The sequence below is a fragment of the Lujinxingia vulgaris genome, from assembly GCF_007997005.1.
In the GTDB taxonomy this organism is placed as follows: domain Bacteria; phylum Myxococcota_A; class Bradymonadia; order Bradymonadales; family Bradymonadaceae; genus Lujinxingia.
In genome coordinates this window covers 92,514-105,643 of sequence record NZ_VOSL01000025.1, presented here as the reverse complement: position 1 = coordinate 105,643, position 13,130 = coordinate 92,514, and the positions used below count along the sequence as shown (strand labels likewise).

The window sequence follows — 13,130 nt, the reverse complement described above, 5'->3', positions numbered from 1 at the left end:
ACGACCGTTTGACCGGCAGGTTCTAGCCCTGAAGGGGCTCCCAGTTCAGCTGACGCATTGCGTCATACAACACAATCGCGCACGCGTTGGAAAGATTCAAACTGCGCACCTTGTCGGTGGTCGGGATGCGGAAACAGCGATCTTCGTAGCGCTCGCGCATCTCCGCGGGCAAGCCCAGAGTCTCTTTTCCGAAGATCAGCACGCTGCCCCCCTGCCAGTTGGCCTGATCGTAGGCGCGGGTGGTCTTCTTGGTGAAGAAGTGCATGCGCTCCCGTGGGAAGATGGCCTCCACCGCCTCAAAGTTCTCATGCAGGCTGATGTTGACGTGGGGCCAGTAGTCCAGCCCGGCACGCTTGAGGTAGCGATCATCCAGGTCGAACCCCAGCGGCTTGACCAGATGAAGCCACACGTTGGTGCCGGCGCAGAGCCGACCGATATTGCCGGTATTGCCCGGGATCTCGGGCTCATGCAGCACGATATGGAGGCGACGATCGCCCGGACCCCCGAACCCCTCAAGAGGCTCTAAGATGTTGAATTTGTAGGGATTTTCCAAACATAACCTCATCAAACCTGAAAACCTGGCGTGACCCTGCGGTGAGGCACGCCTGAGATGTTGCGGAAGGTAACACAAGGGGCACCACGGCCCAACCGCTACCGCCGTAGAGCGCGTTGACGCGCGGCGTTGAGAAAGTCCGTCATCAGCGGTTCCGTGGATAGCAGCTCGCGATGCTCAGGGCGCTGAAACTCCGGGTGCCACTGCACGCCGACCGCCCAACGATCCGTGCCGTCGTCGAGCTGTATCCCTTCAATGACGTTGTCCTGCGTCGAGCGCGCGGTCACGCGCAGCCCGGCGGCGAGGTCTTTGATCGCCTGATGGTGCACGCTGTTGATGTGCGCCTGCGTCACACCATAGATCCTGTGCAGGTAGCCATCCTCCAAAAGGGTGACATCGTGGCTGTTTCGGGCGTAGCGCTCGGCATCTCGGTGCTGGAGCGCACCTTCCACCTGGGTGGTGATGTCCTGGAAGAGCGTGCCTCCGAGCGCCACGTTGAGCACCTGGTGACCGCGGCAGATGCCGAGCACGGGCACCTCCAGCTCAAGCGCGGCCTCGATAAGGGCGATCTCGGCCTCATCTCGCTTGCGGTCCCCCTCCCACTCCGGGCGAAGCGCACGCTCGCCATAGCTTCCGGGCCACACATCGGCCCCTCCGGCGATCACCAGCGCATCGAGTTCACCGACCATCTGCGCCGCGCCAATCGCGGGCGTACAGTCGGAGCTCGGCGCAGGCATCATCAACGGCAGCGCTCCGGCGGCCAGAAACCAGTCGCTCATCGACTGCTCCACATAGAGCAGCGGCCGGCCGTTGTAGATGACGCGATCCGGGTCGGCGTGCATCCAGTTCGCGCTCACGCCGATGCGCAGCGGTCGGGACATAAGATCGGACATCGATTCTCCTGAGGCGTCGCAGCGCGGCGAGTCGGTCACCGCCTGACAGGGTCATGAAGACGGGGGAGCAAGACGCAGATCAGCCTCCAACGCGTCTCGTTCCGTACAACAGGGCCGCAGTCTGCGGCACTCCCCCGCCCGACTCAACCCGAAGCAACGCGGTGGCGTCACGGCGCCATCCCCAAACGTACCTGTGACGCGCCGCCCCGACGCCCCGGAAAAGCGCGCCGGTTCTGCAATATCTCCCCGCGATCGCTGCTTTTTATTGACCGCCTGATGCAGGGTGCGTAGCGTTTTTTCCCGCGATTTAAAGATGCAAATTTTTCGTACGCCACACGAGGTCTCTATCGCTCCACGACCGGCCGCCCCGGCCCCCTGACACCGAGCGTCTCCATGCGCCAGCCCTCCCCTTTTGCCCTGCCGCCGATCCAGCCCGACCTGCCGGACACCATTGAAGATGCGCTCATCGAGAAGGGCTATGCCTGTGTGCCCGGGTTTTTGAGCCCTCCGCAGGTGCACGCGCTCGCTGCCGAGACGCTGAGGCTCTGGGATGACGGTGAGTTTCAGTTCGCGCGCATCGGCTCCGGCGCAAACCGCCAGCGCTGCCCCCAGGTGCGTAGCGACCGCATCCTTTGGCTGGACAACGACCAGCTCAGCGCCCCGCAGCAGGTCTACTTCGACGCCCTCGACGCGCTGCGCCAGCGCATCAACCGCGCCACCATGATGGGCCTTGTTGACTGGGAGGGACACCTGGCGCTCTACCCGCCGGGCACCTTCTACAAACGCCACATCGACGTCTTCGCCAACGCGCGCGAGCGACAGCTGACCACCATCCTCTACCTCAACCCTAACTGGCAGCCGGGTGACGGCGGCGAACTTCGCCTCTACCTTGACGGCGCCGAGATGGAGCCCTACATCGACCTTGAGCCGCGCGGCGGCACGCTTGTCACCTTCTTAAGCTCGCGCTTCTACCACGAGGTCTTACCGGCCCACACCGAGCGCTTGAGCATCACCGGCTGGTACCGGGTGCGCGCGACTCGCCACTTTTAGCCTCCACGGCCCCGGTGGTATAGTCCCGCCGCTTCGGCACCGACCCTATCTTTATACCTCCCAAGGAGCTTCTATGGCTGGACATAGTAAATGGGCCAACATCAAACATAAGAAGGCCGCTCAGGACGCGAAACGCGGAAAGGTGTTTAGCCGCCTGAGCAAAAAGATCTCGTCGGCGGCACGCCGCGGCGGCGGTGACCTTGATACCAACAACGAGCTGCGCCTCTGGGTCCAGAAGGCCAAAGCGGCCAACATGCCCAACGACAACATCGATCGGGCCATCCTCAAGGCCACCGGCCAGCTCGAAGGCGTCACCTACACCGACTTCACCTACGAGGGCTACGGCCCGGGCGGCGTGGCGTTCTTGCTCGAAGGCTCCACCGATAACAAAAACCGCACCGTCGCCAACATCCGCCACTTCTTCAGCAAGCAGGGCGGAAACCTTGGCGAAAATGGGTGCGTGGCCTGGATGTTCCACGATAAGGGCATCATCAGCATCGAGCAGGAGCAGGTCGATAACAACGACGCGCTCATGGAGGTCGCCCTGGAGAACGGCGCCGAAGACTTCGAGGTGGAAGACGGCGTGATCACCATCACCAGCGGCCCCGACGACTTTATGACGCTGCGCGACGCCCTCAACGCCGCCGGCTACGAGGACTTTTTGAGCGACGAGATCACCAAAGTCGCCGAGACCGACCTCTCCCCCGACCTGGCCACCGCGCGGCGCAACATGAAGCTTATCGACCTGCTCGAAGAGGATGATGACGTGGAGAACGTCTACCACAACCTCGAGCTCTCCGATGATGTCGCCGAGGCCCTTGAGGCCGAGGGCTGAGTTTGCCCGAGCCTCCCCACGATGAGTTTGCTCGTCGCATCGTCGCCGAGCACCGGGGCCTCGTGGCCTGGGATAAACCGGCCGGTCTGCCCAGCACCGGCCGCACGCTGACCGACCCCGCGTGCGCCCAGGCCCGGGCGATGGCCTGGGCCGGGCGCATGGTCTGGGCGGTGCACCAGCTCGACCGCGACACCTCCGGCCTGCTGCTCTTCGCCACAAAAAAGAGCGCGCTTTTGCGCGCGCAGCAGGCGCTGGCCACGCGCGAACTTCAGAAGATCTACCTCGCGCTGGTGCACGGGTGCCCGAGCCAGGCCAGCCTCCTCATCGACGCCCCGCTGCGAAAGCGCTCGCAGCAGGGACGCTCGGTGGTCGACGTACACCGCTCAGGCAAAGACGCCAAAACCCGGGTGTGGCGATGGGCATCCAGCCCCGATGGCAACTACAGCCTCATCGCCGCCGAGCTTCTCACCGGGCGCACCCACCAGCTCCGGGCGCACCTGCAGCACGCCGGGCATCCTTTGCTTGGAGAGACGCTTTACAACAGCATCCCCTGCGCGCTGCACCCTCGTCAGGCGCTGCACGCGCTGGGGCTGTTCAACCACGCAGGTCATGACGCCCTGCCCGACGAACCGCTGATCGCGCCACTGGCCGACGATCTCGTCATGCTCGCCGGCCGCCTCAACATCGCGCTGCCGGCCGACAACGCGCAGGGATGGGCCCGGGCGTACCGCTCGATGATCCTCGGATGATGAATCATGGATGGAGACTCCTATGCGTATTCTGATCGTTGGCGCCGGAAGCGTCGGGCAACTTTATGGACTTCATCTGGCGCGGGCCGGCGAGGAGGTGCACGTGCTGGTGCGCCCGCGCTACGCCGAGGAGGCCCGCCTGGGCTATCGCCTCTATGAGCGCCGACGAGACTTCAAGCAGCACGCCATCTTCACGCCGGATGGCGTCTGGACCGACGCCGCAGAACTTCCACCGGGGCATTTCGACGCGGTCATCCTCGCTATCCCCTCCACCGGCCTCAGAGGCCCCTGGCTCGCTTCGCTCGCCAGGCAGCTTGGCGACGCCACGCTCCTGACACTGACCCCGGGCCTCGACGATGTGCAGACGCTCGCGGAGCACGTGCCCCCAGACCAGATCGCGCGTGGTCTGATCACCTCGGTGAGCTATCCGGCGCCGTTCCCCGGGGAGTCCTGCCCGCAGCCGGGAACCGCCTACTGGTTTCCGCCGCTGACCCCCGCCCTCTTTGAGGGCCCGAACGATCGCGTGACGCCGATCGTCGCCGCGCTCAAGCGCGGGCATATGAGCTCCAGACGCGTCACCGGCCTGGCTGAGAAAGCCGCCTTTGGCAGCGGCGTGCTCATGCCCATCGTCGCTCATATGGAGACCGTGGGCTGGAGCCTGGAGCGCGTGCGCGAGGACGAGGAGAAGGTGTCTGAGCTGGTCACGACGATGTCGCAAATCCGCGCCATCCTCGAGGCCACCCTCCAGGCCCGAGCCCCTCTACCCATGCGACTTCTCAACCCTGCGACGGTGCGGCTCTTAACCCGGCTCGCCCCGCGCGTGCCTCCCTTCGATTTTGAAGTTTACCTGCAGGTCCACTTCACCAAGGTCGGCGCGCAGACCCGGATGTTTCTCGACGACTACATTCAGAAAGGTGAGTCCCTTGACCTCCCCACCGGCGCCATCGCCGAGCTCCGGGCGAAGCTCGGCGACGCTTAATTTCACCCCGGGCGCTCACCCTCCATGACGAACGCCCCTCACTCGCCGTCGAAGACCTCGCGCGCCTCGATGAAATCGTGCGGCCACGGGCAGGTCACATCCACCGGATCGCCGTTGTGCGGATGCGGCAGCTCCAGGCGCTCGGCATGCAGCATCACCCGCGTAAAGCGCTGCGAGCCCACGCGACGCACCCCGCCGTAGTCCTTGTCGCCCACGATCGGCAGCCCGCCTTCGGCCAGGTGTGCGCGAATCTGGTGCATCCGTCCGGTCAGCGGGCGCGCCTCAATCAGGTGCAGTGAGCCCCAGCGCTCGCGCACCACAAACGAGGTCTCCGCCCAATCCCCACCGGCCTTGACCTCCCCCTGGCGCCGCTCTCCCACGCGCCCCAGATGATTCTTCACCTCCCAGCGCTCTCCGACCTCCCGCTCCAGCTCCGGGCGCAGCGCGCGCGCCACAGCCACATACGTCTTCTGCGCCAGATGCTCGCGAAACGCGCGCGCCATCCCTTTATTGGATCGCCGCGCCGTCACCAACGCCAGCACCCCGGAGGTGCCCACATCAAGCCGGTGATGAATCGCCACGTAAGGCTTCTTTTTGCCCTGCGCCTCCAGGTAGCGTTTGGCCACCGCCACCGCGTGATCGCGGCTCCGATCGCGGGTGCCCTGGCTGGGCAGCCCCGCCGGCTTGGCGATCGCCAGAAGATCGCCGTCTTCCAGAAGCACCGTCGAGCCATCGAGCTCAAAACGCCCCTCCGAGGAGGTGTCGCCACGCTCTGGAGCCTCGACCTCCACTGCCAGCCGATCCCCCGCCGAGAGCGTAAACGAGGCGATGCGTTGCGCCCGCCCGTTGAGTTTAACCTGGCCCGCGTCGACCAGCGCCTTGGTCTTTTTGCGCGAGAACCCGCCGGGATGCTGCTCGTCCAGAAGACGCGTCAGCGCCTTATCGAGACGCTCGCCAGCATCGTCCTCCGAGATCGTAAACAGGTAGTGCGCCATCGGCAGTCGTCCTTCAGTTCGTCGAGATATGAAGCGTGGAGTCGCCCGGGTCGCCACCGACCCAGACCCGGTAGATGCCCGGCTGCAGCGCCCCTAACACGAGCGTCGCCGGCTGACCAGCCTCCCCGTGCTCACACCCCAACTCTTGCGCCTCGCCACAGGCTCCCCGCTCCAACCACAGCGCTACCGCCTGCTGCACATCGGCAGGCGTCAGGGTCACAATCACAGTACTCGTCTGGCTGAGCTCAAACGCATACGCCCGGTCGGCATCGAGCTCCCCGCTCACGCACCCCGGCGCCGCGTCGGGTTGATACCCGATCAGGCTGACCTCGTAGTCGTCATTTAGCGGCACCACCTGCGCGCCAAAACAGCGCTCACCCTGCCTCAACAGCTCAAGCATTACTTCAATATCCTCCTCATCGGCCCCTGATCGGCTCCCGAGCCGGAGCACCTGATTCCCCGCCTCCAGCGCGGCGATGCCCTGGATGGCGCCCCCGCAACTCCCCGCCGTCTCACAGCTCGGTGCGTGCTCGATCACAAGTTCCTCAAGTAACACTTCACCCGCAGCATCGATCGCCAGATCCCCCGCCTCCGCCAGTTCGAGGGGTACCACCCGGTCACGCGACACCTCCGCCTCACAGCGAATCATCCCGGAGGGACCATCCGCCTGGCGAAGGGTCACCGGCGCTGAGTCACCGATGCCCAACACCACAGCATCCCCGGGCACCTCACAACTTCCGCCCTCCAGCGCGGGCCGCACGCGAACATCCAGCTCAAACTCGGCCGGGTCGTCGAGATCCCCGTCCACCCTCACATAGTACGTCCCCGCGGCCAGCCCCGATCGCGCCACGCCCTCCACCGAACAATACCCCGGCGCGTCGCAGCTGCTCGTCAGCGTCACGCTCAGCGCCGCTCCCGACAAGCTGCGCGCCTCCACCCGCACATCCGAAGGTTCCGTCAATACGAGCTCCCAGACCCGATCGCGCCCGTTCACGCCGCACTCCGCCGCGGCGTTATCCTCATAACCGAGAAGCGATGCGGCGATCACGCCTTCAAAGACGCCCTCCTCATCGCGCGCGCTCACATCCAGCACTTGCGGGCGCGCGCACCTCTGGCCGGCGAGCTCCGAGCTGTGGCGAAGCTCCAGCGCGTAGCCGGGAATCGCCGAGTCCGGCAGGTTGCCCAGCGAGAGCGTTTTGCTCCCGGCCTCGACCTCCCGACGCAAAAGGTTGCGCCGGCGCTCCCCCACAATGATGTCACCGCAGACCTCGCCAGCCGCATTACCGCATGTCTCCCGGAGGCGAGCGGCAAAACCCTGTCCTGCTTCACGCAGCAAGTCGATGGTCAAAAACCCGTCGACCTCCACATCAACGCCCACCTCGGCGCGCGACGTTGCACTGTGCTCACACAAGGGCCCCGCGACCTCGAACTGCCCCCGCGCGCTCACGCCCAGCCCCAGACGCTCACCATCACCCAGGGCAACCTCCGGCAACACCTCGCACGTCTCCAGCGCTTGCGCCCCCTCCCGCGCCATAAAACTCGCCCGAAGTCGATACGCCCCGCGTTCTGCAGCCGGGGTGGCGACCCAGACATAGTAGGTGGCCGGCTCCGCGCTCAGGAGCACCGCGACGTTCTTCGCGGGCCGCGCGCGATGGTCCACACAGGCGCCCGGCAACACCGAAGCTCGCTGCCCGCACACCGTGCGCAGCGCGAGCGAGGGCACAAAGGTCCCCTCATCGGCCTCAACCTCAACGACCAGATCTCCCGGCACGTCCGTGGTGAGGGCGTACACATGACCCACCGTCGCGTTGGCATCACAGCTCAACGCCTCGCCAGCGGCCGTGCCCACAAAACTCCCCTCGACCTCGGCCTGCCCATCCACCCACACGAGATCTCCGGGTTGTGCGCAGCTCTCAAGCTCACCGGGCTCCCCCACATCTTGCAGCGGCGCATCGGACCCGGCATCACCGGCATCCTCCACGCAATCGGTGCACGCGGGGTACCTCGCGTCGAGCTCGACCAACATCTCGGTCGGAAACACATCGCTCGCGTTGCAAAAGAGCAGCGCCTCATCTCCCAGACGGTTAGGAAACCCCTCCGGGCAGGCAAAGCCCGGCCCCACAGGCGTACCCTGCCGCTCCCCGAAGATGCAGAGTGTCGCCGGCACCTGCTCGTAGAAGTCGCCCCCGGCCGCCTCACAACGCGCCTCAAGCCCCGGACTGTCCGCATCGGCATCGACGGGATCCGCCGGCGACGAGGAACATCCCACGGCCCACACCACGCCCATCACACACCACGCCTGCCATCGTCCCACGTCTCGACTCCTCGGATGCCTCGCACGTTGTCGCTCTCCCCTCTGTGGCTACCACCCTGCCCGCGCCGGATCAAAGATGGCGAGCCCCGCCATGCGAGCGCTCGCCATCATAAAAGCCCTGCAAAACCTGAAGTAGCGCTTCAGAAATCCGCGCTGCGCGGCGCCCGCGGGAAGGGGATCACCTCGCGAATATTGTCGACCCCGGTGGCGTAGGCGATCAAACGCTCAAAGCCCAGCCCGAAGCCGGCGTGCGGCACCGTCCCGTAGCGTCGCAGGTCGCGGTACCACCCGTAGTTTTCTTTCGGCAGCCCCATCTGCTCGATGCGCGCATCGAGCACGTCGAGGCGTTCCTCACGCTGGCTCCCGCCGATGATCTCGCCAATGCCCGGCGCCAGCACGTCCATCGCCGCCACCGTGCGTCCATCGTCGTTCTGGCGCATATAAAACGCCTTGATGTCGCGCGGGTAGTTCATCACGACCACAGGCTTACCGACGTGCTTCTCGCTCAAGTAGCGCTCATGCTCCGACTGAAGGTCGACGCCCCACGACACGGGAAACTCGAACTTCTCCTTCTCGGCGGCCTTCTCCAGAATCGCGATGGCCTCGGTGTAGTCCATGCGCTCAAAGCTCGAGTCCACCAGCGCTTCCATGCGATCTTTGACGCCTTTCTTCACGAACTTGTTGAAGAAATCCATGTCCGCCGGCAGCGCATCCAGAAGATCTTTCAAGAGATACTTCAGGAAGTCTTCGGCCAGGTCTGCGTCATCATTGAGATCGGCAAACGCGATCTCAGGCTCGATCATCCAGAACTCCGCCAGGTGGCGCGAGGTATTGGAGTTTTCTGCCCGGAAGGTCGGCCCGAAGGTGTAGACCTTGCTCATCGCCAGGCAGTACGCCTCCACGTTGAGCTGGCCCGAAACGGTCAGGTGCGCCTCTCGCCCGAAAAAGTCCTGGGAGAAGTCGACCTCGCCATTCTCCAGCCGCGGCGGGTTGGCCATATCGAGCGTGGAGACGCGGAACATTTCCCCGGCACCCTCCGCGTCCGAGGCGGTGATGATCGGGGTATGAACCCAGTAGAACCCCTGCTCATCGAAGTAGCGGTGGGTGGCCATCGCGAGACGATGACGCACCCGCGTGATCGCCCCGATGAGGTTGGTGCGCGGACGAAGGTGCGCGTTCGCCCGCAAATGCTCCATGCTGTGGCGCTTCGGTGCCATGGGGTAGGTGTCCGGATCATCGACCCAGCCCACCACGGTGATGCTGGAGGCCTGCACCTCGACGGACTGGCCCTTGCCCTTCGACTCGACCAGCTCGCCACGCACTTCAATGGAGCAGCCCGCGGTCAGCTTGAGAATCTCATCGTCATAATTATCCAGATCGTTGGGAGCGACGACCTGAATCGCATCGAAACACGAGCCGTCGTGCACATTGATGAACGAAAACCCCGCCTTGGAGTCTCGTCGTGTGCGAACCCATCCCTTGATGAGCACCTCGGTGCCCGTGGGAGTCTGGCCTTCCAGCAATCCTTTAATCATCTCACGTACCTTTATCTTCGAAGTTAGTCCTCGCCCCGAGACATCGCCGGGCTGGCACCTTCGGCGGCGCAGCGCGCGATATCCGGGGCTAGTTACCACCTCGCTCACCTGGCGAGCAAGGAGAGCGCCGGGGGCATGCGGCGATTCGCCCCACCTGGCGATGGATGACCGCCGCGCTCCACAATGTTATGGGCACTCGAAGAACGGTCCTGCCCACCTCAAGGCTCTCCCCGGAAGTGACGATGTCCAGCCCAGCCCCCCGCACCAGCCGCGCCTTTACCGCCTACGCCTGGATCTTCCTCGTCTACATGCTCGCTGTAATTCTCTTCGGCGCCTGGGTCCGCATCACCGGCTCCGGAGCCGGCTGCGGCTCGCACTGGCCCACCTGCCACGGGGAGATCATTCCGCCCTCTCCCAGCGTCCAGACGATGATCGAATACACCCACCGGCTGACCAGCGGCTTTCTGGGCATCCTGGGCATCATCTTAGTGGGTTGGTCCTGGCGCCTCTTTAAGAGCCATCCGGCCTTCTGGGCCAGCGTCGTCACCTTTATCTTCATCCTCTTTGAGGGCGCGATCGGCGCGGGGCTGGTCCTGGCGGAGCTGGTGGCCGATGACGACTCGGTGGCCCGCGCGGTGGTCATCGCCATCCACCTGGTCAACACCCTGATTCTCAGCGGCGCGACCGCCTTTACGGCCTGGCTCTCCACCGGGCGCACGCTGCCCCGCCTGCGCTCGGGCGGCGTCTTCCGGGGGCTTCTCCTCGTGGGCATGCTGGGGCTGATCGCCACGAGCATGTCCGGCGCGGTCACCGCTCTGGGCGACACCCTCTTCCCGGTCGACCCCACCGTCGGAAGCGGGTTGCTTGACCGCGTCCGTGATGACCTCTCGGCAGCAAACCATTTTTTGGTGCGCCTGCGCATCTTTCACCCCGTCATCGCCGTGGGCACCGCCGCTTACCTGCTCGTCGTGGGCTGGATCGTGAAGCTACGCGAGCCCTCCCCCTCATCGGTCACCTGGGCCAACGTGGTCATCGCGCTTGTGATCGGGCAGACGATGGTCGGCGTCTTCAACATCCTCCTCTCCGCCCCCGGCTGGGTGCAGCTGTTGCACCTCCTGGTTGCGCAGGTGCTGTGGATTGCGACGCTCTTTCTGGCCAGCACCCTGATGCAGCCCGATGACACGAGTGCGATCTCGCGCTGATCGCGCCTCCAACATCACCCACGTTCATGGTAGATTTCGTCGGTGAATGCGCTAAAATTGCTCTCTTCACTTCGCAATGTTACGCTTTGTATCAGCACTCCCGGCTGACTCACCCCCCGACGTATCATGCCTTCCCCAGAACTCGCCGCGTCTCAGGTCCAGACCCTGCATCAGAGTTTCGGGCACTCGCCACACCCGACCTTCGTCTGCACACGCTCAGGCCACATCGTGTATCGCAACACTGCGGCCGATCACGGATACGCATCCCAGCAGACCTCGTCGGGAGAACCTCTTACGCTTGCCAGCCTCGCGATTCCTACGGAGCGCGCGCGCATCGAAGATGCCCTCGCAGCGCTTAATCGCCACATGCCCGCCATCGCGTTCGATTCGCCCCTGGAGCTGACTCAGGGGAGTCGCTGGCGCTTCCATGCCCACCTCTTTGGCGACGAAGCATTTGTCGTCGTAACACTACTCGCGGACTCAGCTCACACCTCGGCGCCGGTTGTCGCTCCAGAGCAACGCTTTCGCACGATGGCCCGGGGTACTCACGACGCCATCTGGGAGTGGGACTGCGAGAGCGACGCCCTCTACTGGCATGCCGGCCTGCAAGACGTGCTGGGCTACGATGAGCAGACCTTCGATCCTACGCTGGACGCCTGGGCCGCGCATGTTCATCCCGATGATCACGACCGCGTTGTGGCCTCGCTTCATCGCGCGGTGGAGTCGGGCAAGTCCGTCTGGGTCGAAGAGTATCGATTTCGCCGCGCGGACGGCACCTGGGCGCAGGTCGTCGACCGGGGATTTGCCATCGCCTTCGACGGCGACCGCCCCACCCGCCTCATCGGTGGTATCAACGACGTCACCGCCGACCGCCAGGCCAACGCCACCATCCGCCAGCAGGCCCGGCTCATCGAGCAAACCCACGACGCGATCTGGGTCCGCGACTTCGAGGGCATCGTTCGCTTCTGGAACCCGGGCGCCGAGCGCATCTTCGGACAAGCGCGCGAAGACATCATCGACCGTGCCCTGCGAGAACACGCACTCCATGCCGAGACGCCCTCTCTTGAGCACGTCAAACGGCGAGGAAGCTGGAGCGGGGTAGTGCACCGCTACGATCGCCACGGCAACGAAGTCATCTTGGAGGAGCGCTGGACGCTATTGCGTGACGGGCACGACGCGCCTCACGCCATCCTCATCGTCGGAAGCGACATCACCGAGCGCCATCACCTGCAAACTCAGTTTCTGCGCATCCAGCGCATGGAGAGTATGGGGAGCCTCGCCGCCGGCATCGCCCACGATCTCAACAACCTTCTTGCGCCGATTCACTTCGGGATCGAATACCTGCGCGACGAGCTCATACCTCCAGCAAACGCGCCTGTCCGCGAGGTACTGGACGAAGTGGCCGACAGCGTGCGCAGCGCAAGCTCCATGGTCCACCACATCCTCGACTTCGCGCGCGGCAACGGCGCAACCCGCGAGCTCCTCGATCTTCGTCAGGTGGCCTGCGAAGCGCTGCGCATCGTGACCCGCGGCCACGCCCACCGCATCACAACCCAGGTCACCGACAACGCGCCACGCTGGCAGGTCATGGGCGTCCCCACCCAGATTCATCAGCTGGTGCTCAACCTCTGCGTCAACGCCCGCGACGCCATCGAAGGCGATGGCTCCATCGCGATCGCCATTGTCGAATGTACCGTGACCCCGGAGCAAGCCGAGGCGGACCCCGATGCCAGCCCGGGCAACTTTTTACGCATCGAGGTCCGGGACGACGGTCAGGGCATGAGTCCCGAGGTTCTCAACCGCGTCTTTGAGCCCTTCTACACGACCAAAGACCTGCAGCAAGGCACGGGTATCGGGCTCTCGACCTCCATCTCCATCGTGCGCTCGCACGGCGGCTTCATCGAGGTCGAGAGCACTCCGGGGAGAGGCACGCTTTTCTCAGTCTTTTTGCCCGCATGGGAGGGTGATTACGACAACGCACACACCCGCTCAGCGTCCCCGGAGGGCCAGGATCTTCATTAGAAA

11 protein-coding genes are annotated in these 13,130 nt (G+C 64.6%); 6 read left to right on the top strand and 5 right to left on the bottom strand.

From position 1 onward, the window contains the following. Positions 1 to 22: 22 nt before the first annotated feature. Positions 23 to 529, bottom strand: a complete 507-nt coding sequence (locus FRC96_RS06085) for a tRNA (cytidine(34)-2'-O)-methyltransferase (protein ID WP_349632745.1) — start codon at positions 527 to 529, stop codon at positions 23 to 25. 122 nt (positions 530 to 651) lie between these two features. After that, on the bottom strand, positions 652 to 1,446 hold the full coding sequence (locus tag FRC96_RS06080) for a gamma-glutamyl-gamma-aminobutyrate hydrolase family protein (RefSeq protein WP_146973615.1): 795 nt from the start codon (positions 1,444 to 1,446) through the stop codon (positions 652 to 654). A gap of 393 nt (positions 1,447 to 1,839) precedes the next feature. On the opposite strand from FRC96_RS06080, the gene FRC96_RS06075 reads away from it, so the two are divergent. The 4 genes from FRC96_RS06075 to FRC96_RS06060 all read left to right on the top strand — a co-directional run bounded on the left by FRC96_RS06075 (position 1,840) and on the right by FRC96_RS06060 (position 5,059). Continuing rightward, positions 1,840 to 2,496 carry a 2OG-Fe(II) oxygenase gene (locus tag FRC96_RS06075; RefSeq protein WP_146973614.1) on the top strand — a complete coding sequence of 219 codons (657 nt, stop codon included), beginning with the start codon at positions 1,840 to 1,842 and terminating at the stop codon, positions 2,494 to 2,496. A gap of 73 nt (positions 2,497 to 2,569) precedes the next feature. Further along, entirely contained in the window at positions 2,570 to 3,331 is a 762-nt protein-coding gene (locus tag FRC96_RS06070; RefSeq protein ID WP_146973613.1) for a YebC/PmpR family DNA-binding transcriptional regulator, read from the top strand. 2 nt (positions 3,332 to 3,333) lie between these two features. Next, positions 3,334 to 4,080: a pseudouridine synthase family protein gene (locus FRC96_RS06065; protein WP_230469931.1), complete on the top strand. Its 747-nt coding sequence runs from the start codon at positions 3,334 to 3,336 to the stop codon at positions 4,078 to 4,080. Positions 4,081 to 4,102: 22 nt separating this feature from the next. Further along, complete coding sequence (locus FRC96_RS06060) at positions 4,103 to 5,059, top strand: ketopantoate reductase family protein (protein ID WP_230469930.1); 957 nt, start codon at positions 4,103 to 4,105, stop codon at positions 5,057 to 5,059. A gap of 38 nt (positions 5,060 to 5,097) precedes the next feature. On the opposite strand, the gene FRC96_RS06055 is transcribed toward FRC96_RS06060, so the two are convergent. The 3 genes from FRC96_RS06055 to asnS all read right to left on the bottom strand — a co-directional run bounded on the left by FRC96_RS06055 (position 5,098) and on the right by asnS (position 9,903). Continuing rightward, positions 5,098 to 6,054, bottom strand: coding sequence for an RluA family pseudouridine synthase (locus FRC96_RS06055; protein ID WP_146973610.1), 957 nt, complete (start codon positions 6,052 to 6,054; stop codon positions 5,098 to 5,100). Between the two features lie 13 nt (positions 6,055 to 6,067). Continuing rightward, the gene (locus tag FRC96_RS06050; protein ID WP_146973609.1) at positions 6,068 to 8,368 is read right to left on the bottom strand and encodes a hypothetical protein; all 2,301 of its coding nucleotides are present in this window, start codon (positions 8,366 to 8,368) and stop codon (positions 6,068 to 6,070) included. A gap of 140 nt (positions 8,369 to 8,508) precedes the next feature. Beyond that, positions 8,509 to 9,903 (bottom strand): asparagine--tRNA ligase, encoded by a 1,395-nt coding sequence (asnS, locus tag FRC96_RS06045; RefSeq protein WP_146973608.1) that lies wholly within the window; start codon positions 9,901 to 9,903, stop codon positions 8,509 to 8,511. Positions 9,904 to 10,145: 242 nt separating this feature from the next. On the opposite strand from asnS, the gene FRC96_RS06040 reads away from it, so the two are divergent. Both FRC96_RS06040 and FRC96_RS06035 read left to right on the top strand, forming a co-directional pair. Further along, positions 10,146 to 11,105, top strand: a complete 960-nt coding sequence (locus FRC96_RS06040) for a COX15/CtaA family protein (RefSeq protein WP_230469929.1) — start codon at positions 10,146 to 10,148, stop codon at positions 11,103 to 11,105. A gap of 126 nt (positions 11,106 to 11,231) precedes the next feature. Beyond that, entirely contained in the window at positions 11,232 to 13,127 is a 1,896-nt protein-coding gene (locus tag FRC96_RS06035; protein WP_146973606.1) for a PAS domain S-box protein, read from the top strand. Positions 13,128 to 13,130 lie beyond the last annotated feature (3 nt).

Excerpts from the sequence above, each read along its gene's own strand:
- FRC96_RS06080 (WP_146973615.1), bottom strand. The coding sequence starts at position 1,446 with ATGTCCGATCTTATGTCCCGACCGCTGCGCATCGGCGTGAGCGCGAAC.
- FRC96_RS06075 (WP_146973614.1), top strand. The coding sequence starts at position 1,840 with ATGCGCCAGCCCTCCCCTTTTGCCCTGCCGCCGATCCAGCCCGACCTG.
- FRC96_RS06070 (WP_146973613.1), top strand. The coding sequence starts at position 2,570 with ATGGCTGGACATAGTAAATGGGCCAACATCAAACATAAGAAGGCCGCT.
- FRC96_RS06060 (WP_230469930.1), top strand. The coding sequence starts at position 4,103 with ATGCGTATTCTGATCGTTGGCGCCGGAAGCGTCGGGCAACTTTATGGA.
- FRC96_RS06055 (WP_146973610.1), bottom strand. The coding sequence starts at position 6,054 with ATGGCGCACTACCTGTTTACGATCTCGGAGGACGATGCTGGCGAGCGT.
- asnS (WP_146973608.1), bottom strand. The coding sequence starts at position 9,903 with ATGATTAAAGGATTGCTGGAAGGCCAGACTCCCACGGGCACCGAGGTG.
- FRC96_RS06040 (WP_230469929.1), top strand. The coding sequence starts at position 10,146 with ATGTCCAGCCCAGCCCCCCGCACCAGCCGCGCCTTTACCGCCTACGCC.
- FRC96_RS06035 (WP_146973606.1), top strand. The coding sequence starts at position 11,232 with ATGCCTTCCCCAGAACTCGCCGCGTCTCAGGTCCAGACCCTGCATCAG.